The organism is Streptomyces buecherae (genome assembly GCF_014295035.1).
GTDB lineage: Bacteria > Actinomycetota > Actinomycetes > Streptomycetales > Streptomycetaceae > Streptomyces > Streptomyces youssoufiensis.
In genome coordinates this window covers 5,486,215-5,507,421 of record NZ_CP060404.1, presented here as the reverse complement: position 1 = coordinate 5,507,421, position 21,207 = coordinate 5,486,215, and the positions used below count along the sequence as shown (strand labels likewise).

Sequence of the window (21,207 nt, the reverse complement as noted above, 5' to 3'; positions counted from 1 at the left end):
TGTTCCGCATGTTGTGGTCCGACCCGCCCGATGAACCACCCGATGAACTCCGGGTGACGGAGTCCATGGTGCGCCGGGCGGGCACCGTCCTCGCGGTCGCCACGGTCGTCCTGATGCTCATCATCACGCTCAGCGCCTGAACCGACCCGCCCGCCCCCACTCCCCCGCACTCCCCCCGCCCCCACCCTCCGTACGACCCTCCCCCACCCACCCCGTGCCCCGCCGTGGCCCGCGCGTCGCCCCTCCTACGATGGGCGCATGAACGCCCACCACGCCGACCGCACCGGCCCCCGACGCCTCATCCTCGCCTCGCAGTCGCCCGCCCGCCTCGGCCTGCTCCGCCAGGCGGGGCTGGCCCCCGAGGTGATCGTCAGCGGCGTGGACGAGGACGCGCTCAGCGCCGACTCGCCCGCGCGCCTGGCGCTGGTGCTCGCCGAGGCCAAGGCGCGCGCGGTGGCCGAGCGCCCGGCGGCGGCCGACGCGCTGGTCGTCGGCTGCGACTCGGTCCTCGAACTGGACGGGCAGGCGCTCGGCAAGCCGGCCGACGCCGAGGAGGCCACCGCGCGCTGGAAGGCGATGCGGGGCCGCTCCGGCGTCCTCCAGACCGGCCACTGCGTCATCGACACCGCGACCGGCGCGCAGGCCAGCGCCACGGCCTCGACCACCGTCCGCTTCGGGTACCCGGAGGACGCGGAGATCGCGGCGTACGTGGCCAGCGGCGAACCCCTGTACGTGGCGGGCGCGTTCACGCTCGACGGCCGCTCGGCGCCGTTCGTCGACGGCATCGACGGCGACCCGGGCAACGTGATCGGCCTGTCGCTGCCGCTGCTGCGCCGCCTGCTGGCCGAACTGGGCACCGGCATCACCGACTTGTGGCAGCCGCCGACCCGCTGAGGCCGGCCGCCCGCGCGCCGAAGCCCGCGCCCCGGCGCGCGAGCGCGGACGTGCGCCGGCATGCGGGCGCGGGCGCCGCGCGGCTACGCGCTCGTGTACGGCGCGGGGCCGACCGGGGGCGCCTCCTCGGCGCCCGGACGCGTGTCGTCGCGCTCCTCGTCGTAGCTGAAGAGGCTGAGCACGATCAGGCCGAGCACGACCATCATGAACGCGAAGGCGGGCCAGCCGACCAGGCCGACCGCGAAGGCGCCCAGCAGGCCGTGGGTGACCGCGCAGGTGATGAGCAGGATGCGGGCGAAGCGGCCGGGCGGCAGGTCCCGCACGGCCATCCGCAGCAACGCGACGCCACAGCCGATCAGATAGAGCCCGATGAGCCCGCCCGCGATCCAGGTGGCGATGGTCATCGCGCCGGGGTCCAGGTCGGCGAGGGACATGTCCTGGTGGTCCACGACCAGCCCCAGGACCCAGTTGAGCAGCGCGATGAAGACCGCCTCGACCATCAGCACCACAGCCGCCACAGCGGCCACCGTTCTGCGCGCCACTCACGTCACCTCCTCCGTGCCGCCCGGTCAGTTACCCCCGGTACGCCGTCCCGGGAACGCTACTAACGAGTAAGGCGCCCGGACAAGGGGTCTGCACCGGCCGTATGGCCGCCGCGCGCCGTCAGCCGCCGCGCCATCAGGTACGGACGACGAGAAGGCAAAGTTTCCGTCCCTCGTTAGTAGATTCCCCACAAAGAATCCCGGCCCCTCGCCGGGGCATCCAGGCGAGACCTTGCCCACACACGGAAGCGCTCCGGTAGGCGCGAAAGTGGGGCGTACCGTGGTGCATCGGGGGATGTGGTCCCTCTGCGGGGACCTGGTGCGTGCACTCTGTGGTCAAGCTCACTCCCGGAGGCTTCTCGGCGCACAGTGTTGCCTGTACCTAAACTCTGCTTGTTTCAAGGAGGGAGCCATCGTGCGCAAGGTGCTCATCGCCAACCGTGGCGAAATCGCTGTCCGTGTTGCCCGTGCTTGTCGGGATGCCGGGATCGGGAGTGTGGCGGTGTACGCGGACCCGGATCGGGACGCGTTGCATGTGCGGGTTGCTGATGAGGCGTACGCGTTGGGTGGTGACACTCCGGCCACCAGTTACCTGGACATGGGCAAGGTGTTGGCCGCGGCGGCCGAGTCCGGCGCGGACGCGGTCCACCCCGGTTATGGCTTCCTGTCGGAGAACGCGGACTTCGCCCAGGCCGTGCTGGACGCGGGACTGACGTGGATCGGCCCGCCCCCGCAGGCCATCCGGGACCTGGGCGACAAGGTCGCGGCCCGCCACATCGCCCAACGCGCCGGCGCGCCCCTGGTCGCCGGCACCCCCGACCCGGTCTCCGGCGCGGAAGAAGTCGTGGCCTTCGCCCGCGAACACGGCCTCCCGATCGCGATCAAGGCGGCCTTCGGTGGCGGCGGACGCGGCTTGAAGGTCGCCCGCTCCCTGGACGAGGTCGCCGAACTCTACGACTCGGCCGTGCGCGAGGCGGTGGCCGCCTTCGGGCGCGGTGAGTGCTTCGTGGAGCGGTACCTGGATCGCCCGCGGCATGTGGAGACCCAGTGCCTGGCCGACCAGCACGGCAACGTGGTCGTGGTCTCCACCCGCGACTGCTCCCTCCAGCGCCGACACCAAAAGCTCGTCGAGGAAGCCCCCGCGCCCTTCCTGTCCGAGGAGCAGAACGCGGAGTTGTACCGGGCGTCGAAGGCGATCTTGCGTGAGGCCGGGTACGTGGGCGCGGGCACGTGTGAGTTCCTGGTCGGTCAGGACGGCACGATCTCCTTCCTCGAGGTCAACACCCGCCTCCAGGTGGAACACCCGGTGACCGAGGAGGTCACCGGCCTCGACCTGGTCCGCGAGATGTTCCGGATCGCCGATGGCGAGGAGTTGGGGTACGAGGACCCGCCGGTGCGCGGGCATTCCTTCGAGTTCCGCATCAACGGTGAGGACCCGGGGCGTGGGTTCTTGCCGGCGCCGGGGACGGTGACGCGGTTCGCGGGGCCCTCGGGTCCGGGTGTGCGGTTGGACGCGGGGGTGGAGTCGGGGTCGGTGATCGGGCCGGCGTGGGACTCGTTGCTGGCGAAGCTGATCGTCACGGGTGCCACGCGGCGGCAGGCGTTGGAGCGGGCCGCGCGGGCGTTGGGCGAGTTCGAGGTCGAGGGCATGGCGACCGCGTTGCCCTTCCACCGCGCGGTCGTCGCCGACCCGGCGTTCGCCCCCGAGCGCTCGGGCTCCTCGGAGGCGTTTAGGGTGCATACGCGGTGGATCGAGACGGAGTTCGTCAACGACATCAAGCCCTTCACCCCCGGCGATGCCAGCGGTGAGGACGGCGAGAGCGAGGGCGCCGGCCGCGAGACCGTGGTTGTCGAGGTCGGCGGCAAGCGCCTTGAGGTCTCCCTCCCCGCCTCCCTCGGCTTCGCCCCCACAGCCCCCAACGGCGGCCAGGCCAAGAAGCCCAAGCGCAAGGCGACCAAGAAGTCCGGTTCCGCCGCCTCGGGTGACGCGCTGGCCTCCCCGATGCAGGGCACCATCGTCAAGGTCGCCGTCGAGGAGGGCCAGGTCGTCGAGGAAGGCGAACTGGTCGTCGTCCTGGAGGCGATGAAGATGGAGCAGCCGCTCAACGCCCACCGCGCCGGCACCGTCAAGGACCTCACCGCGGAGGTCGGCGGCTCCGTTTCGGCCGGCGCCGTCATCTGCGAGATCAAGGACTGAGCACGGGCTGATGCGCGCTGCCCCCCAGCCGTATCAAGCCATATCGAGCAGCGCGGGGCGCCGTCCCCCACCGCACGCGGGCGCGGGCCCCGGCCGGGATCACCCTGGCCGGGGCCCGCGCTGTTTTCCCGCCACACCCCCTGCCCGCGTGCAACACTGCGACATCACCCGAACCAGTGGCACGGCGGGCCCGCGGCCGTCCGGCGACCGTCAGGGCGCGCGCCCGACCAGTGCGATGCTGGAGGCAGGGTCATGCCGGGCGGCGCGCCGCTCCGCGGGCGGCGTGGACGGCGCACACCGGCGCGACGCCGCCGACGGGGAGCCGGCGCCGGGAGCACCACGGGGCCACGGCGCGGCAGGGCATGACGGGACGCACGGACGGACGGCATCGGCCGCCGCCACAGGGCGCGCGGTGCGGTCCACGGGAGGGCCATGATGGCGAGCGGAACGGCGGGGGTCACCGAGGGGCGGCCGATGCGCGCCGACGCGCGGCGCAACTACGAGCGGCTGCTGACCGAGGCGCGTACGGCGTTCACCGAGCGCGGCACCGACGCCTCCCTGGAGGAGATCGCGCGGCGGGCCGGCGTCGGCATCGGCACCCTCTACCGCCACTTCCCGCACCGCACGGCGCTGATGAGCGCGATCTTCGAGGACGAGGTGGAGGCGCTGCTGGCGCGCTCCCGCGAACTCCTGGCCGCGCCCCAGCCGTGCGTCGCCCTCCTGGAGTGGCTGCGGGCCATCGTCACGCACGCCAGCACCTACCGTGGCCTGTCCCGGGCGCTGATGGCCGCGCACGGCGATGACGGCTCGGCCATGTCGCGGTGCAGCATGCCGATGCTGGCGGCCGGCAGCGAACTCCTGGACCGGGCCCAGCAGGCCGGCGCCGTACGGGCGGGGGTGGACATCGCGGACCTGATGCAGTTGACCAACGCGATCGCGCTCGCCGTCGAGCAGTCCCCCGACGACCCGGAGCTGGCCGACCGGCTGCTGACCCTCACGCTCCAGGGGCTGCGCGCCCGGCCGTCCGAGCCGGGCCCGGCGCCGCGGGGCGACGCCCCCGAGGCCGGCGGCGCCGCGTAACGCGTCCGCGCCCGCCGCGCCCCGTCCGGGCGGCGGTCGACCCGCCGACGGGCCGCCGGGGGCCGCGGGCGCGCACGCGCCCCCGGGCCGGCGCGCGGGGTGCGTCGGCCCGAGGGCGCGTGCGTGCGGACCCGGGCGGGGCTCCGTGCCCGGCCCGGGGTGTGCTCAGCGCCGGCGGGGTGCCAGGTCCGCCACCCGGCCGCCGAGTTGTTGTTCGGACAGGGACACCGGACCCCGCAGCCCCGGGCCACCGGGTGCCGTGGGGGGATGCGTACGGCGCGGGCCCGGCAGCGGCATGTCGCGCCGCGCCGGCCGCCCCACGGCGGGGCCGCCGTCGGTGCGGCCCGGGCCGGCGCCCGGGCCGGCGCCGGGGCCGGCGCCCTGGCCCTGGCCGGGAGCGGGGGCCGGCTGCCCGACGCCGGCGACGGCGATCTGCACCCCCTGGTCGGCGAGGGCCTGGAGTTCGGTGGCCGAGCGCTCGTCCCGGGTCAGCGGCTCGTTCGTCACCAGCCGCGTGATCACGTCCGTGGGCACGGTCTGGAACATGGTGTCGGTGCCCAGCTTCGAGTGGTCCGCGAGGACGACCACCTCGGCCGCCGCCTGCACCAGCGCCCGGTCCACGCTCGCCGAGAGCATGTTGGACGTGGACAGGCCGCGCTCGGCGGTCAGCCCGCTGCCGGAGAGGAAGGCGCGGGAGACCCGCAGCCCCTGGAGGGACTGCTCGGCGCCGCTGCCCACCAGGGCGTAGTTGGAGCCGCGGAGGGTGCCACCGGTCATGACGACCTCGACCCGGTTGGCGTGGGCCAGGGCCTGGGCGACGAGCAGGGAGTTGGTGACCACGGTCAGACCGGGGACGCGGGCGAGCCGGCGGGCCAGCTCCTGCGTCGTCGTCCCCGCGCCGACCACCACGGCCTCGCCCTCTTCGACGAGGCCGGCGGCGAGGTCGGCGATGGCCGTCTTCTCCGCGGTTGCTAGATGGGACTTTTGCGGAAAGCCGGACTCCCTGGTGAAACCACCCGGCAATACCGCACCGCCGTGCCGGCGGTCGAGCAGTCCTTCCGCCTCCAGCGCCCGCACGTCCCGCCGTACGGTCACTTCGGAGGTCTGGACGACACGGGCGAGCTCACGGAGCGAGACGGCTCCGTTCGCGCGCACCATTTCAAGGATCAATTGGCGACGTTCTGCAGCGAACACGAAACTGACAGTAACGCCAACGACCGTCTGCTTTCAGCCGGTTCCGCCAATTAGCAGAAGTTGTTCACTGCTGGGCAGCACAGGTGGTATAGGAGTGCGTTAGAGCTCGTTTTGCGTCTTGCGGGTCTGGAGCTGGCGGGCCACCTCGGCGATCGAACCCGACAGCGAGGGGTAGACCGTGAAGGTGTTCGCGATCTGCGCGACCGTCAGGTTGTTGTCCACCGCGACCGAGATCGGGTGGATCAGCTCGCTCGCGCGCGGCGAGACCACCACGCCGCCCACCACGATGCCGGTGCCCGGCCGGCAGAACAGCTTGACGAAGCCGTCCCGGATGCCCTGCATCTTGGCCCGCGCGTTGCGCAGCAGCGGCAGCTTGACCACCCGGGCGTCGATCTTCCCGCTGTCCACGTCGGCCTGCGTGTAGCCGACGGTGGCGATCTCCGGGTCGGTGAACACGTTCGCGGACACCGCCTTCAGGTTCAGCGGGGCCACCGGCTCGCCGAGGAAGTGGTACATCGCGATGCGCCCCTGCATGGCCGCCACCGAGGCGAGGGCGAAGATGCCGGTGCAGTCGCCGGCCGCGTACACGCCCGGCGCGCTCGTACGGGAGACCTTGTCGGTCCAGATGTGACCGGACTCCTTCAGCCTGACCCCGGCCTCCTCCAGGCCCATCCGCGCGGTGTTGGGGATGGAGCCGACCGCCATCAGGCAGTGCGTGCCGGAGATGACGCGCCCGTCGGCGAGCGTCACCTCGACCCGGTCGCCCACCCGCTTGGCGGACTGCGCGCGCGAGCGGGCCATCACGTTCATCCCGCGGCGGCGGAAGACGTCCTCCAGGACGGCCGCCGCGTCCGGGTCCTCGCCCGGCAGCACCCGGTCGCGCGAGGAGACGAGGGTGACCTTGGAACCGAGGGCCTGGTACGCGCCGGCGAACTCGGCGCCGGTGACGCCCGAGCCGACCACGATCAGCTCGGCGGGCAGCTCGTCGAGGTCGTAGACCTGGGTCCAGTTCAGGATGCGCTCGCCGTCCGGCAGCGCGTCCGGGATCTCCCGGGGGTGGGCGCCGGTGGCGATCAGGACCGCGTCCGCCGCCAGCGTCTCCTCCGTACCGTCGGCCGCCTGCACGGTCACCGTGCGCGAGCCGTCGGGCGCCTGCGCGGGCTCGATACGCCCGCGACCGCGCATGACCCGGGCACCCGCACGGGTGACGGAGGCGGTGATGTCGTGCGACTGGGCCAGCGCCAGCCGCTTGACCCGGCGGTTGACCTTTCCGAGATCCACGCCGACCACCCGGGCGGCCTGCTCCATCGGCGGCGTGTCGTCGGCGACGATGATGCCCAGCTCCTCGTAGGAGGAGTCGAAGGTCGTCATCACCTCTGCCGTCGCGATCAGCGTCTTCGACGGCACGCAGTCGGTCAGCACCGAAGCCCCGCCGAGACCGTCGCAGTCCACGACGGTCACGTCCGCTCCGAGCTGCGCCGCGACCAGCGCCGCCTCGTAGCCGCCAGGTCCGCCGCCAATGATCACGATCCGGGTCACTGAAGTTCGCCTCGCGTATTCGTCTCGGTCGGCCCGGGATGCCCGACCGCGCCGCGAAGGCGGCCGGTGTCACCGCCGGCCGGTCCGGGGGTCGCCCCCAGGGGGATGAGTTACGTGCCCCATTGTCCCGCACCCAACAAAACACCCGCCTGTCGGGGCCCTCCGGGCCGGCCGCGCGCGTCCGGGCTGCGCGGACGCCGTCACAGACGTCGCCTTGCGGCTCTCCCGTACCCTCAAGGTCATGTCGCTCTACGCCGCGTACGCCGGCAACCTCGACGCGCGGCTGATGTCCCGCCGCGCCCCGCACTCGCCGCTGCGCGGCACCGGCTGGCTCTCCGGCTGGCGACTCACCTTCGGCGGCGAACAGATGGGCTGGGAGGGGGCGCTGCCGACGCTGGTCGAAGTACCCGGCTCGCAGGTCTTCGTCGCCCTCTACGACATCGCCCCGATGGACGAGGAGTCGCTGGACGGCTGGGAGGGCGTGGGGCTCGACATCTACCGCCGGGCGCGCATGCGGGTGCACACGCTGGACGGCGAGGAGAGCGCCTGGCTGTACGTGCTCAACGGGTACGAGGGCGGGCTGCCGTCGGCCCGCCATCTGGGGGAGATCGCGGACGCCGCGGAGTCGGCGGGCGCACCGCACGACTACGTGATGGAGCTGCGCAAGCGCCCCTGCTGAGCCGAACGGCGTTCGCGCAGGTCACGACGGTTTCGTACGGGCCAGTAAGGACCGAACCAGGCCACTGGCCCGCACATCGTCGCAAACGCATCTACGCGCGTAGGGGATTACCGGTTACCCTCGTGCGCGTGAACGCATCAGCTTCTTCGGACATCCAGGGCGGCCCGCTCCACGCCGGCGGCCAGACCCCCTTCGCCGCCGCCGACGGCGCCGCCGCACGCCTGCGCGAGCTCACCGGCGCCGAGACCCACGACGTCGCGCTCGTCATGGGCTCCGGCTGGGTGCCCGCCACCGACGCGCTCGGCACCGCGGACCACGAGTTCCCGGTCACCGAGCTGCCCGGCTTCCCCGCCCCCGCCGTCGCCGGCCACGCCGGCACGGTCCGCTCGTACCGCATCGGCGACAAGCGCGCGCTGGTCTTCCTCGGCCGTACGCACTACTACGAGAACCGGGACGTGGCCGCCGTGGCGCACGGCGTGCGCACCGCCGTCGCCGCGGGCTGTAAGACCGTCGTGCTCACCAACGGCTGCGGCGGGCTGCGGGTCGGGATGCGCGTCGGCCAGCCGGTGCTGATCAGCGACCACATCAACCTCACGGCGACCTCCCCGATCGTCGGCCCCAACTTCGTCGACCTCACCGACCTGTACTCGCCGCGCCTGCGCGCCCTGTGCCAGCAGGTCGACCCCTCCCTTGAGGAGGGCGTGTACGCCCAGTTCCCCGGGCCGCACTACGAGACGCCCGCCGAGATCGCGATGATCCGCACGATGGGCGCCGACCTGGTGGGCATGTCCACCACGCTGGAGGCCATCGCGGCCCGCGAGGCCGGCGCCGAGGTGCTCGGCATCTCGCTGGTGACCAACCTCGCCGCGGGCATGACCGGCGAGCCCCTCAACCACGAGGAGGTCCTCCAGGCGGGCCGCGACTCGGCCGCCCGGATGGGCAGCCTGCTGAGCCAGGTGCTCGGCAAGCTCTGAGCGGACATTCAGGGCCGGCCCGGCCGCGTCGGCCCGGCCGACCACCCCGCGCTCCACTCGGCACGGCTCCACGCGGGTCGGCCCGCCCCGGGTGGGCCTGCTCGGGGTGGCTCCGTGCGGGACGGCCGCGCGGGACGGCAGCCCGGGGCGGGCCTGCTGGCCCGGACCGTAGCGGCGACCCGTACCGGCCGAGGCAGGCCGTTGCTCGTAGGCTCGCCCGCACGCGCCCTGTGGCGCCCCGGACCGGCGCCCGAGCCGGCATCCCGAAGGACGCGAACCCCCACGCGAGAGGCGGAACCACCGTGCAGCACGAACTGATCGCCCGAGCCCGGGACTGGCTGTCGGACGACCCCGACCCGGACACCCGGCAGGAGCTGACGGACCTCATCGAGGCCGGGGCGGGCGACGAGCTGGCCGCGCGCTTCGCGGGCACGCTCCAGTTCGGCACCGCGGGCCTCCGCGCCGAGCTGGGCGCCGGCCCGATGCGGATGAACCGCGCGGTGGTCATCCGGGCCGCCGCCGGCCTGGCCAGCTACCTCAACCGGCAGCGCCCGCGCCCCGCTCAGGACGCCCAGCCGGCCGGTGGCCGGCCCGGGCCGGGGCTGGTCGTCATCGGCTACGACGCCCGACACCGCAGCGCCGACTTCGCCCGCGACACCGCCGCCGTCATGGTCGGCGCCGGGCTGCGCGCCGTGCTGCTGCCGCGCCCGCTGCCCACGCCCGTGCTCGCCTTCGCCATCCGGCACCTGGGCGCGGTCGCCGGCGTGGAGGTCACCGCGAGCCACAACCCGCCCCGCGACAACGGCTACAAGGTCTACCTCGGCGACGGCGTCGCCGGCACCGCGTCCCGTGGCGGCTCGCAGATCGTCCCGCCGGCCGACGCGGAGATCGCCGCCGAGATCGCCGCGGTCGCCAGCGTCCACGCGGTGCCCCGGCCCGACGCCGGCTGGGAGATCGCCGGCGAGGACGTCGTCGAGGCGTACCTGGAGCGCGCCGCCAGCGTGCTGACCGAGGGCTCGCCGCGCGCGGTGCGCGTCGTCTACACGCCGCTGCACGGCGTCGGGCGGGAGACCCTGACCGCCGCGTTCGCGCGCGCCGGCTTCCCGGCGCCCACCGTCGTCGCCGAGCAGGCCGAGCCCGACCCGGACTTCCCGACCGTCGCGTTCCCCAACCCGGAGGAACCGGGCGCGATGGACCTCGCGTTCGCCACGGCCCGCGCGACCGCCGCCGACGCCGGCGCCGCCCCCGACCTCGTCATCGCCAACGACCCCGACGCCGACCGCTGCGCCGTGGCCGTCCCCGCGCCCGAGGAACCCGCCGGCTGGCGGATGCTGCGCGGCGACGAGGTCGGCGCGCTGCTCGCGGCGCACCTGGTGCGCACGGGCCGCGCTGGCCAAGGCGGCCAGAGCGCGACCGACACCACCTTCGCCACCACCATCGTCTCCTCGTCGCTGCTCTCCCGGATCGCGGCCACCGCCGGCGTGCCGTACGCCGAGACGCTCACCGGCTTCAAGTGGCTGGCCCGCGTCGACGGCGTGCGCTACGCGTACGAGGAGGCGCTCGGCTACTGCGTGGACCCGGCCGGCGTGCGCGACAAGGACGGCATCACCGCCGCGCTGCTCGTGGCCGAGTTGGCGGCGGGGCTCAGGGCGGAGGGCCGGACGCTGGTCGAGCTGCTGGACGAGCTGGCGCTCGCGCACGGCCTGCACGCGACCGACCAGCTCTCGGTGCGGGTCCAAGACCTGTCCGTGATCGCGGCGGCCATGGAACGGCTGCGCGCGCAGCCGCCCACCGACCTCGCCGGGCTGCCGGTGACCTCGGCCCAGGACCTGTCCCAGGGCTCCGAGGCGCTGCCGCCCACCGACGGGCTGCGCTACCACCTGGCCGGCGGCGCGGGCTCCGGCGTCGAGACGGCCCGGGTCATCGTGCGGCCGAGCGGTACCGAGCCCAAGCTCAAGTGCTACCTGGAGGTCGTCCTCCCGGTGGCCGCGCCCGACGCGCTCCCCGCGGCCCGCGCCCGCGCGCGGGAGGTGCTGGAAGCCGTCAAGCGCGACCTGGCCGTGGCGGCCGGCATCTGACGCCGGGTCGGCGGTATGCCGTGGGGGCCGGCCCGGGTCGTGTGACTCGGGCCGGCCCCCACGCGTGCGCGGACGGCCGCGCTCAGCCCGTGCTGGCCAGGACGATCAGCAGTACGGCGCCCACCGCCGCCGGTGCCAGCACCTCCCACGCCCAGCGCGCGGTCGGCTGGCCCTGGGCGCCGGGCCGAGTGGCGTGCCGCTCGGCCAGCTCGCGGATGTCGTCGATGGCCTGGTCCGAGGGGGCGCGGCCGGAGTCGGCCAGCGTGTCGCCGCGCCGGACGCCCACCGGCGCGCGCCCGCTCACGTCCTCGGCGGCGGCGCGCGCCTGCTGCCGCGAGGCGCGCTTGCGCTGCCGCAGCGAGACCGGGATGGCCCAGAGCTGGTACTTCCCGCCGCCGGCCAGCACCTCGCTGCTGTAGCCGGCGCGGGCCCCCTCGACCGACTGCCAGGGCAGCGTGATCGTACGGAACGGGTTGCGCACCAGGAGCCGGTCCGCGCCCGCGAACACCGCCGGGCGCAGCGTGAACGCCACCACCAGCGGCACCACGAGGAGCAGCCCGGACAGGGAGAGCCACGGCGTGCGTCCCTCGCCACGGACCAGCGCGTCGCCGCCGAGCCAGGCGCCGAGCACGAGCAGCAGCACGCCGGTGGCCATGGCGCCGGTGGAGCGGTAGACCCGGTCCTCGTACACCTCCGCGTCCGCGTCCCGCGACGGGGATGCCGAGCGCCCCGCCGGCCGGGCGCGCTGGCCCGATCGGGTGGCGCCTCGGCCCGCGCCGGCCGCCCCGGACCCGGCGGTGGCGCGGGGCGTCTTGGTCAGCCTGGTCCGCGCGGGCGGGTCGGGCTGCCCAGCCCGCTCAGCCTGCTCGGGCTTCGCGGGTTGTTCGGCCCGCTCGGGCTCCGCGCGCTGGTCCGGCTTCCCGGCCCGCTCCGGCTTCTCGGACCGCTCCGGCTTCTCGGGCCGTTGGGCCTGGTCAGCCTGGTCGGCCGGGGCGGTGGCGGCCACGGGGTCCACGGGGCCTGCGGGGTCCGCCCGGCCGGACCGGTCGGCCGTGCCGGCGGGCCGGTCCGCGCCGGTCGGCTCGGGCGGCTCCGGCTGCGCGGGGGCGGAGGGCTCCGGCCGCGCGTGGGAGGAGGAGGGGTCCGGACTCGTCATGCGCCCGATTGTGCCCGACGCTCCGGAATGCGGACGTTGCGTTACCGCATCGAAAAAGTGCGTCGATTCACGGGGGTGACAGGCCGCTACGCGCGTAGATATGCTCGCCTGGTGACCATGCCCACCACAGTTCCCGCATACGGCGACGAAGCCGCGCGGCGCCTGGCGTCGCTGGCGGACGTGACCGCGAGCGACGGCGCGCTGCGCCGCTTCCTGCACGGCCTGCCGGGGGTCGACGCGGTCGGCCTCGACGCCCGCGCCGCGACGCTCGGCACCCGCTCGATCAAGACGTCGGCGAAGGCGTACGCCATCGACCTGGCGATCTCCATGGTCGACCTGACGACACTCGAAGGCGCCGACACCCCCGGCAAGGTGCGGGCCCTCGGCACCAAGGGCGTGCGCCCCGGCGACGGGGCGCCCCCGGTCGCCGCCATCTGCGTCTACCCGGACATGGTGGCCACCGCGCGCCAGGCCGTGGCCGGCTCCGGGGTCAAGGTCGCCTCGGTGGCCACCGCGTTCCCGGCGGGCCGCGCCGCGCTGCCGGTCAAGCTGGCCGACACCCGGGACGCGGTGGCGGCCGGCGCGGACGAGATCGACATGGTGATCGACCGCGGCGCCTTCCTCTCCGGCCGGTACATGGAGGTCTTCGAGGAGATCAGGGCGGTCAAGGAGGCGTGCGCCCGGCCCGCCGGCGCCTCGTCCAGTGACGCCGCCCACCTCAAGGTCATCTTCGAGACCGGCGAGCTCCAGACGTACGACAACGTGCGCCGCGCCTCCTGGCTCGCGATGCTCGCGGGCGCCGACTTCATCAAGACCTCGACGGGCAAGGTGGCGGTCAACGCCACGCCGCCGGTGACGCTGCTGATGCTGGAGGCGGTGCGCGACTTCCACGCCACCACCGGCGTGCAGGTCGGCGTCAAGCCGGCCGGTGGCATCCGGACGACCAAGGACGCCGTCAAGTACCTGGTGATGGTGAACGAGACACTGGGCGAGCGCTGGCTGTCGGCCGACTGGTTCCGCTTCGGCGCCTCCAGCCTGCTGAACGACCTGCTGATGCAGCGCCAGAAGCTGAGCACCGGGCGCTACTCCGGTCCCGACTACGTGACGGTGGACTGAGACAGATGGCTTTCGACTACGCACCCGCACCCGAGTCCCGCGCGGTGGTGGACATCGCGCCGTCCTACGGGCTCTTCATCGACGGCGAGTTCCAGGAGGCGGCGGACGGCAGGGTCTTCAAGACCGTGGCGCCCGCCTCCGAGGAGGTGCTCTCCGAGGTCGCCCACGCCAGCGAGGCGGACGTGGACCGGGCGGTCAGGGCGGCCCGCCGGGCCTTCGGCCCCTGGTCGGCGCTGCCGGGCACCGAGCGCGCCAAGTACCTGTTCCGCATCGCCCGTATCATCCAGGAGCGCTCGCGCGAACTGGCCGTCCTGGAGTCGCTGGACAACGGCAAGCCCATCCGCGAGTCCCGGGACACCGACCTGCCGCTGACCGCCGCGCACTTCTTCTACTACGCGGGCTGGGCCGACAAGTTGAGCCACGCGGGCTTCGGCCCGAACCCGCGGCCCCTGGGCGTGGCCGGCCAGATCATCCCGTGGAACTTCCCGCTGATGATGCTGGCCTGGAAGATCGCCCCGGCGCTGGCCACCGGCAACACGGTGGTGCTCAAGCCGGCCGAGACCACCCCGCTGTCCGCGCTGTTCTTCGCCGACGTCTGCCGCCAGGCCGGGCTGCCGCGCGGCGTGGTCAACATCCTCACCGGCGACGGCTCGACCGGCGCCGCGCTGGTGGCCCACCCGGACGTCAACAAGGTCGCGTTCACCGGCTCCACCGAGGTCGGCCGGCAGATCGCCCGCACGGTGGCCGGCACGGACAAGAGGCTGACGCTGGAGCTGGGCGGCAAGGCGGCCAACATCGTCTTCGACGACGCCCCCATCGACCAGGCCGTCGAGGGCGTCGTCAACGGCATCTTCTTCAACCAGGGCCACGTGTGCTGCGCGGGCTCGCGGCTGCTGGTGCAGGAGTCGGTGGCCGACGAGCTGCTGGACGCGCTCAAGCGGCGCATGGCCACGCTGCGCGTCGGCGACCCGCTCGACAAGAACACCGACGTCGGCGCCATCAACTCCGCCGAGCAGCTCGCCCGGATCACGGCGCTCGCCGAGGCCGGCGAGGCCGAGGGCGCCGAGCGCTGGGCCCCGGCGTGCGACCTGCCGTCCACGGGCTACTGGTTCGCGCCGACCCTGTTCACGGGCGTGACCCAGGCGCACCGCATCGCCCGCGAGGAGATCTTCGGCCCGGTGCTCTCGGTGCTCACCTTCCGCACCCCGGCCGAGGCGGTGGAGAAGGCCAACAACACCCCGTACGGCCTCTCGGCGGGCATCTGGACCGAGAAGGGCAGCCGCAGCCTGTGGATGGCGAGCAAGCTGCGCGCGGGCATCGTGTGGTCCAACACCTTCAACAAGTTCGACCCGACGTCGCCGTTCGGCGGCTACAAGGAGTCGGGCTACGGCCGCGAGGGCGGCCGGCACGGCCTGGAGGCGTACCTCGCCCCGGCGGGCCCGCAGGGCGACCGCGCCGGAACGACGAGCCCGGAGGGCGATCGCTGATGTCCACTGTTGACCGCTTGAGCGTGCTCAAGACCTACAAGCTGTTCGTCGGGGGGAAGTTCCCCCGGTCCGAGAGCGGGCGGGTGTACGAGGTGACCGACGCAAAGGGCGCATGGCTGGCGAACGCCCCGCTCTCCTCCCGCAAGGACGCCCGGGACGCGGTCGTCGCGGCCCGCAAGGTGTTCGGCCCCTGGTCGGGCGCGACGGCGTACAACCGCGGCCAGATCCTCTACCGGGTCGCCGAGATGCTGGAGGGCCGCCGCGAGCAGTTCGCGGCCGAGGTGGCCGCGGCCGACGGCGTGTCGGCCAAGAAGGCCGCGGCGCGGGTGGACGCGGCGATCGACCGGTGGGTCTGGTACGCGGGCTGGTCCGACAAGGTGGCCCAGGTCGCCGGCGCGGCCAACCCCGTCGCCGGCCCGTACTTCAACCTCTCCACGCCCGAGCCGACCGGCGTGGTCGCGGTGCTCGCGCCGACCGACTCGGCCTTCCTCGGCCTGGTGTCGGTGATCGCCCCGGCGATCGTCACGGGCAACACGGTCGTGGTGGTCGCCAGCGAGCGGGCGCCGCTGCCGGCCCTGTCCCTCGGCGAGGTGCTGGCCACCTCCGACCTGCCCGGCGGCGTGGTCAACATCCTCTCGGGCCGGGCCGCCGAACTGGGCCCGCCGCTCGCCGCCCACCAGGACGTCAACGCGATCGACCTGGCCGGCGTGGCCGGCGAGTTGGCGGTCGAGCTGGAGCGGGCCGCGGCCGACAACCTCAAGCGCGTCCTTCGTCCACAGCCTGGGGACACGGCCAAGGGCGACCACTGGTTGGCCGACCCCGGCACGGAGCGGATGCTCTCCCTGCTGGAGACCAAGACCGTCTGGCACCCGATGGGCGTCTGAGTCTCAGACCCTGACGGGCGACGCGCGGGCGGGGCCGGGGCACGAGCCCCGACCCCGCCCGCGCGCTCGCCGGCCCGCCCGCCCGCGCGCTCGCTCGCCGCGCCGCCCGCCAGGGCCGCGCCGGCCGCCGTGCCGTGACGACCAGCCCCGCGCGCGGCTACGCGCGCCGTGCGAGGGCCCGCTTGTCACCCGTGCGTGAGGCCGCGTGCACCTGCCCGTTTCCTGTCGGAAAGCGTCATCGGTCGGACACGCACCGCGGTCGCAGCGGTCGGCGGGCAACGACTCGCCTGCCCAGGGGGTCCCTCGTTCGGCCCCATGCCGCACACTGGTGTCCCGTGACAGCGCCTCCCTCGTATCCTCGCGTGATCTTGCTGGCCGGCCCGTCGGGCTCGGGGAAGTCCTCCCTGGCCGCCCGCAGCGGGTTGCCCGTGCTCAACCTCGACGACTTCTACAAGGAGGCCACGGACCCGTCCCTGCCAGCGCTCCCCGACGGCGGCGGCGCCGACTGGGACTCCCCGCTGTCCTGGGACGCGGACGCGGCGGTCGCCGCCATCGGCACGCTGTGCCGCACGGGCCGCACCGAGGTGCCGCTGTACGACATCCCCACCAGCTCGCGCACCGGCAGCGCCAGTCTCGCCCTTCACGGCGCACCGCTGTGCGTCGCCGAGGGCATCTTCGCGGCGGAGATCATCGACCGGTGCCGGGAGCTGGGTCTGCTGGCCGACGCGCTGTGCCTGACCGGCCGCCCGCTGACCACCTTCCGCCGGCGGCTGGTGCGCGATCTCCGCGAGGGCCGCAAGCCGGTGCCCTACCTGCTACGCCGCGGGCTGCGCCTGCTGCGCGCCGAGCGGGGCATCATCGCCCGCCAGACCGGTCTCGGCGCCCACCCGTGCGACGCGGATAGTGCCCTGCGCCGGATCGCGGCGGCGGCGACCGCCCCCGCCGCGCACCTGGCCGCCTGACCGCCCGCCCCCGCGCTCGTACGTCGCCCCGCGACACCGCCCCGTAACGCGTCGCGCCCGCGCACAGCAGTGCGGGGCGCGACCGGCGCACCCCCCGCGCGCCGGTCCCGCCCCGCAGTTTCCCCCGTGTTCCCCCCTGACGTCCCGCCTTCCCCCCGGAAGACGGCCCCCCCGTTTCCCCCGTTCTCCCCCCGTGGCGTTCCGCCTTCCCCCCCGGAAGACGGTCCGCCGGTTTCCCCCCGTGGTTCCGCCTCTCCCCCGAAAGACGGCCCCCGGTTCCCCCCGTGCTCCCCCGTGTTTCCCCCTGCCTTCAGGCGACGAGCTCGCCGAAGGACTCCTCTTCGTCCCGCCCGAAGGCGAGCGTTTCGTCGCTGCGCAGTCGGCGCAGCGAACGCCAGATGCTGGACTTCACCGTGCCGACGCTGATGTCCAATATGTCGGCGATCTCAGGGTCGGTGCGGCCCTCGTAGTAGCGCAGGACGAGCATCGTGCGCTGCAACTCGGGCAGCCGCGCCAGCGCCTGCCACAACACGGCGCGCAGCTCGGTGCCGCGCATCGCGTCGTGGTCACCGACGGTCTCGGGCAGTTCCTCGGTCGGGTACTCGTTCAACTTGCGACGACGCCAGGCACTGATGTGCAGGTTCGTCATGGTGCGGCGGAGGTATCCGCCGACCGCTGCCTTGTCACTGATACGGTCCCAGGCCCGATACGTGGAGAACAGCGCGCTCTGCAGCAGGTCCTCCGCCTCGAACCGGTCACCAGTCAGGTGGTAGGCGGTGGCGAAGAGGGAGGCGCGGCGCTCCTGGACGTACGCGGTGAACTCCGCCTCGGCCCGGTTGCCGCTTCCCCCGTGCGCCGTGCCCCCGTTTCCCCCGTTGCCTACGGCGACCGCGGCGCCCCCACGGGCCTCCGTGGCCGCGTCAGCCGCCGCCACGTACATGATGGGCGACCGCTGACGTCCGGTGCCGCGAGCGCACCCCCGCCCGCTCACGGCACCGGACTTGTCTCCCCCAGACTCCGTCTGAGGGTTCCCCCAGCTCCAACCGGCGTGTAGGCGCGTCCGAATACCTGCGCTGGTTGTCGTGCCGTGCAAGGTGTTCATGTCGCGCCCCCCGTCGTGGAGCTTGTCTCGGTCTCTTGCCTACCGGGGTGGTTCCGCCCGGTGACCAAAAGACTGGCAAGCCAGTTTCATCGCGTTGTCCGTCGACTGTCACAGCCGTGTCACAGGCCACGAAACCCGGGCGAGCCGTCGCGCGCTGCCCCGGAGGTCGAACTCCAGCCCACCTGTAGGCCAGAATGACCAACGTGCCTTTCCTGTTGCTGATCGAGGACGACGACGCCATCCGCACGGCCCTCGAACTCTCCCTGTCCCGCCAGGGCCACCGTGTGGCGACGGCGGCCACGGGAGAGGACGGCCTCAAGCTGCTGCGCGAGCAGCGGCCTGACCTGATCGTGTTGGATGTGATGCTGCCCGGTATTGACGGCTTTGAGGTGTGTCGCCGCATCAGGCGCACCGACCAGTTGCCGATCATCCTGCTGACCGCGCGGAGCGACGACATCGACGTCGTGGTGGGCCTTGAGTCCGGCGCGGACGACTACGTGGTCAAGCCCGTGCAGGGGCGGGTGCTCGACGCCCGCATCCGCGCCGTGCTGCGCCGCGGCGAGCGGGAGGCGAACGACTCGGCGTCGTTCGGCTCACTGGTGATCGACCGCTCCGCGATGACCGTCACCAAGAACGGCGAGGATCTCCAGCTCACCCCCACCGAGCTGCGACTCCTGCTGGAGCTGAGCCGCCGCCCGGGGCAGGCGCTGTCCCGACAGCAGTTGCTGCGCCTGGTCTGGGAGCACGACTACCTCGGTGACTCGCGGCTGGTCGACGCGTGCGTGCAGCGGCTGCGCGCGAAGGTCGAGGACGTGCCCTCGTCGCCGACGCTGATCCGCACGGTGCGTGGGGTCGGATACCGACTGGACACCCCCCAGTGACGGACGGGCCCAGTCGGGTACGGGGCTGGGCTGCGGGAATTCTGCGGTGGATGAGCCTGCGGTTGCGGCTGATGCTCGTGTTCGCCGTGGTCGCCCTGGTCGCCGCCGTCTCGGCGTCCGGCATCGCGTACTGGCTGAACCGTGACGCCGTCCTGAACCGGACGCAGAACGCCGCGCTCGACGACTTCCACAAGTCGCTCGAGGACCACACCGGGACCCTGCCGCTGGAGCCGGACTGCGACGCGCTGGACGCCGCCGCGCAGCACATGGCGGAGAGCTCGCAGAAGTACGAGGTGCTGCTGATCACCCAGCAGAGCGGCCACACCGGCTGCGCCGCCTTCTCCAACGAGCAGGTCTTCGACTGGGAGATGGTGCCGGACGCGCTGCGCAAGGCGGTGAACAAGAAACGCCCGGTGGACGGCTCGAACGCCTACCCGTACCACCTGTACTGGCAGCGCGTCACGTTGGACGGGGCGCCGTACCTGGTGGGCGGCACCAGGGTGATCGGCGGCGGCCCCACGGGCTACATGCTCAAGTCTCTGGAGAACGAGCGGCAGGACCTCAACTCGCTGGCCTGGTCCCTCGGGATCGCCACCGGGCTCGCGCTGATCGGCTCCGCGCTGCTGGCGCAGGCCGCCGCGGCGACGGTGCTACGCCCCGTACAACGCCTCGCGGACGCCGCGCGCAAGCTCGGCGAGGGCAAGCTGGACACCCGGTTGCGGGTTTCGGGCACGGACGAACTGGCCGACCTGTCCCGTACGTTCAACCGGACGGCCGAGTCGCTGGAGAAGCGGGTCGACGACCTGAGCGCGCGGGAGGCGTCCAGCCGCCGGTTCGTCGCCGACATGTCGCACGAGCTGCGGACTCCGCTGACGGCGATCACCGCCGTGACGGAGGTTCTTGAGGAGGAGGCGAACTCGCTCGATCCGATGATCGCGCCCGCCGTGCAGCTCGTCGTCAGCGAGACCCGGCGGCTGAACGACCTGGTGGAGAACCTGATGGAGGTGACCCGCTTCGACGCGGGCACCGCCCGCCTCGTCCTGGACGGCGTGGACGTCGCCGACCAGGTGACGGCCTGCATCGACGCGCGGGCCTGGCTGGACGCGGTGGAGCTGGACGCCGAGCGCGGCATCGTCGCCCGCCTCGACCCGAGGCGCCTCGACGTCATCCTGGCCAACCTGATCGGCAACGCGCTCAAGCACGGCGGCTCGCCGGTGCGCGTCTCGGTGCGGCCCGCCGCCGACGAGTTGCTGATCGAGGTACGTGACCACGGCCCGGGCATCCCCGAAGAGGTGCTGCCGCACGTCTTCGACCGCTTCTACAAGGCCAGCGCCTCCCGGCCGCGCTCGGAGGGCAGCGGCCTCGGCCTGTCGATCGCCCTGGAGAACGCGCACATCCACGGCGGCGAGATCACCGCGGCCAACTCCCCCGAGGGTGGCGCGATCTTCACGCTGCGGCTGCCGATGGACGCCTCCGAGGTCGTGGCGGATGCGGGCCGGTCGGACCAGGCCGAGCAGAACAAGAAGGCCGGGAAGGCTGGGAAGGCCGACAGAGCCGAGAAGGCAGAGAAGCCCGAGAAGGCGGAGAAGCCGGATCGGGCGGACAGGGGCGGCAAGGCCGCCGGCAAGGCCGACAAGGCCGACAAGGCCGACAAGCGGGACGGCACGAAGGACCGGGACCGGAAAGACAAGAGGAGCGAGCGATGAGCCCCCGGACCGCGGACCCGTACGGCACGGAGCGCCCCGGCCCCACCTCGCGGGCGCCACGTCGGGCGCTCGGCGCCCGGGCGGCGGCGCTCGGGGTCTTCGGGGCGGTCGCCGCGCTGCTGGTCGCCGGGTGCGGCATCCGCTCCACCTCGGTTCCCGTGGACGCTGGCGCGGCGCCCTCGCGCGCCTCGTGCCAGTTGCCCGGTTCCGCGGCCTCCCCCGGGGCCACCGACGGGGTCGCCGTCACCGTGCAGCTCGTGTGCTCCGCGCAGTTGCTGCCCGTGCGGCGGGTGCTCCGGCTGCCGAAGGGCGACCAGGCGCCGCGTCCCGACGAGTTCGCGCGGGCGCTGCTCAACCAGCTCCAGCAGCCGGAGTCGGCCGCCGAGGCGAGGGCGGGCTTCAGTAGCGAGGTGGGCTCCTGGGTGCGGGTTTCGGGGCCGGCCAAGGGCGACCCGGCGGGGACGCTGCGGCTGAACCGGGAGCCCGACGAGCTGCCGCCGTACGCGCTGGCGCAGCTCGTGTGCACCTTCGCCGAGACCCCGGCGGTGGGCGGCCGGCGCGCGGTGCTGCTCGGCGGGCCGGCCGCGCCCGAGGGGGAGGACACGCTCGGGGTCGGTGGCCTCAAGCGGTACGAGTGCGACACCGACCTGCGCACCCGGCCGCAGAGCGCACAGAGCTCCGGCACCCTGGTGGAGTAGGCGGCCGGCTGGGCAGCCCGCCGGAGTGGGCGGCGGCC

At 73.6% G+C, this 21,207-nt stretch carries 19 protein-coding genes; 14 read left to right on the top strand and 5 right to left on the bottom strand.

Translation table 11 applies throughout. From position 1 onward, the window contains the following. The first annotated feature begins 8 nt into the window (after window positions 1–8). Entirely contained in the window at window positions 9–140 is a 132-nt protein-coding gene (gene mmpB / locus H7H31_RS34645) for a morphogenic membrane protein MmpB (protein ID WP_261801409.1), read from the top strand. A gap of 118 nt (window positions 141–258) precedes the next feature. Beyond that, window positions 259–894 (top strand): Maf family protein, encoded by a 636-nt coding sequence (locus H7H31_RS21745; protein WP_187062620.1) that lies wholly within the window; start codon window positions 259–261, stop codon window positions 892–894. Between the two features lie 83 nt (window positions 895–977). On the opposite strand, the gene H7H31_RS21740 is transcribed toward H7H31_RS21745, so the two are convergent. Continuing rightward, window positions 978–1,436 carry a hypothetical protein gene (locus tag H7H31_RS21740; RefSeq protein WP_187062619.1) on the bottom strand — a complete coding sequence of 153 codons (459 nt, stop codon included), beginning with the start codon at window positions 1,434–1,436 and terminating at the stop codon, window positions 978–980. Between the two features lie 415 nt (window positions 1,437–1,851). On the opposite strand from H7H31_RS21740, the gene H7H31_RS21735 reads away from it, so the two are divergent. Then, window positions 1,852–3,633, top strand: coding sequence for an ATP-binding protein (locus H7H31_RS21735; protein ID WP_187062618.1), 1,782 nt, complete (start codon window positions 1,852–1,854; stop codon window positions 3,631–3,633). 435 nt (window positions 3,634–4,068) lie between these two features. Further along, the gene (locus H7H31_RS21730) at window positions 4,069–4,713 is read left to right on the top strand and encodes a TetR/AcrR family transcriptional regulator (protein WP_372454716.1); all 645 of its coding nucleotides are present in this window, start codon (window positions 4,069–4,071) and stop codon (window positions 4,711–4,713) included. Window positions 4,714–4,878: 165 nt separating this feature from the next. On the opposite strand, the gene H7H31_RS21725 is transcribed toward H7H31_RS21730, so the two are convergent. Together H7H31_RS21725 and H7H31_RS21720 are read right to left on the bottom strand one after the other, a co-directional pair. After that, entirely contained in the window at window positions 4,879–5,871 is a 993-nt protein-coding gene (locus H7H31_RS21725) for a DeoR/GlpR family DNA-binding transcription regulator (protein ID WP_232110346.1), read from the bottom strand. Window positions 5,872–6,006: 135 nt separating this feature from the next. Then, window positions 6,007–7,446, bottom strand: coding sequence for an NAD(P)H-quinone dehydrogenase (locus H7H31_RS21720; RefSeq protein WP_176162052.1), 1,440 nt, complete (start codon window positions 7,444–7,446; stop codon window positions 6,007–6,009). 241 nt (window positions 7,447–7,687) lie between these two features. On the opposite strand from H7H31_RS21720, the gene H7H31_RS21715 reads away from it, so the two are divergent. From H7H31_RS21715 to H7H31_RS21705, 3 genes are all read left to right on the top strand, one after another. Next, entirely contained in the window at window positions 7,688–8,125 is a 438-nt protein-coding gene (locus H7H31_RS21715; protein WP_176162053.1) for a gamma-glutamylcyclotransferase, read from the top strand. Window positions 8,126–8,253: 128 nt separating this feature from the next. Beyond that, window positions 8,254–9,099, top strand: a complete 846-nt coding sequence (locus tag H7H31_RS21710; protein WP_372454717.1) for a purine-nucleoside phosphorylase — start codon at window positions 8,254–8,256, stop codon at window positions 9,097–9,099. A gap of 302 nt (window positions 9,100–9,401) precedes the next feature. Then, window positions 9,402–11,177 (top strand): phospho-sugar mutase, encoded by a 1,776-nt coding sequence (locus tag H7H31_RS21705; RefSeq protein ID WP_187062616.1) that lies wholly within the window; start codon window positions 9,402–9,404, stop codon window positions 11,175–11,177. A gap of 82 nt (window positions 11,178–11,259) precedes the next feature. Here the strand turns inward: H7H31_RS21705 and H7H31_RS35055 are convergent, their stop codons facing one another. After that, entirely contained in the window at window positions 11,260–11,832 is a 573-nt protein-coding gene (locus H7H31_RS35055; RefSeq protein WP_187062622.1) for a PH domain-containing protein, read from the bottom strand. A gap of 618 nt (window positions 11,833–12,450) precedes the next feature. On the opposite strand from H7H31_RS35055, the gene deoC reads away from it, so the two are divergent. From deoC to H7H31_RS21680, 4 genes are all read left to right on the top strand, one after another. Further along, window positions 12,451–13,449, top strand: a complete 999-nt coding sequence (gene deoC / locus H7H31_RS21695; protein WP_187062615.1) for a deoxyribose-phosphate aldolase — start codon at window positions 12,451–12,453, stop codon at window positions 13,447–13,449. Window positions 13,450–13,454: 5 nt separating this feature from the next. Next, complete coding sequence (locus H7H31_RS21690; protein WP_187062614.1) at window positions 13,455–14,936, top strand: aldehyde dehydrogenase family protein; 1,482 nt, start codon at window positions 13,455–13,457, stop codon at window positions 14,934–14,936. Next, a complete protein-coding gene (locus H7H31_RS21685) occupies window positions 14,936–15,820 on the top strand; it encodes an aldehyde dehydrogenase family protein (protein WP_187062613.1) in 885 nt (294 codons plus the stop codon). Before H7H31_RS21690 ends, H7H31_RS21685 begins: the two co-directional genes overlap by 1 nt. 335 nt (window positions 15,821–16,155) lie before the next feature. Then, a complete protein-coding gene (locus H7H31_RS21680) occupies window positions 16,156–16,782 on the top strand; it encodes a uridine kinase family protein (RefSeq protein ID WP_232110015.1) in 627 nt (208 codons plus the stop codon). 310 nt (window positions 16,783–17,092) lie between these two features. Here the strand turns inward: H7H31_RS21680 and H7H31_RS21675 are convergent, their stop codons facing one another. Then, window positions 17,093–17,884, bottom strand: coding sequence for a SigE family RNA polymerase sigma factor (locus H7H31_RS21675; protein ID WP_187060121.1), 792 nt, complete (start codon window positions 17,882–17,884; stop codon window positions 17,093–17,095). Between the two features lie 203 nt (window positions 17,885–18,087). On the opposite strand from H7H31_RS21675, the gene afsQ1 reads away from it, so the two are divergent. The 3 genes from afsQ1 to H7H31_RS21660 are packed head-to-tail and all read left to right on the top strand — an operon-like array spanning window position 18,088 to window position 21,169. Further along, window positions 18,088–18,765, top strand: coding sequence for a two-component system response regulator AfsQ1 (gene afsQ1 / locus H7H31_RS21670; protein ID WP_176166125.1), 678 nt, complete (start codon window positions 18,088–18,090; stop codon window positions 18,763–18,765). A gap of 50 nt (window positions 18,766–18,815) precedes the next feature. Next, window positions 18,816–20,471 (top strand): ATP-binding protein, encoded by a 1,656-nt coding sequence (locus tag H7H31_RS21665; RefSeq protein ID WP_232110014.1) that lies wholly within the window; start codon window positions 18,816–18,818, stop codon window positions 20,469–20,471. Further along, window positions 20,468–21,169 (top strand): hypothetical protein, encoded by a 702-nt coding sequence (locus tag H7H31_RS21660; RefSeq protein ID WP_232110013.1) that lies wholly within the window; start codon window positions 20,468–20,470, stop codon window positions 21,167–21,169. Before H7H31_RS21665 ends, H7H31_RS21660 begins: the two co-directional genes overlap by 4 nt. The last annotated feature ends 38 nt before the right edge of the window (window positions 21,170–21,207 follow it).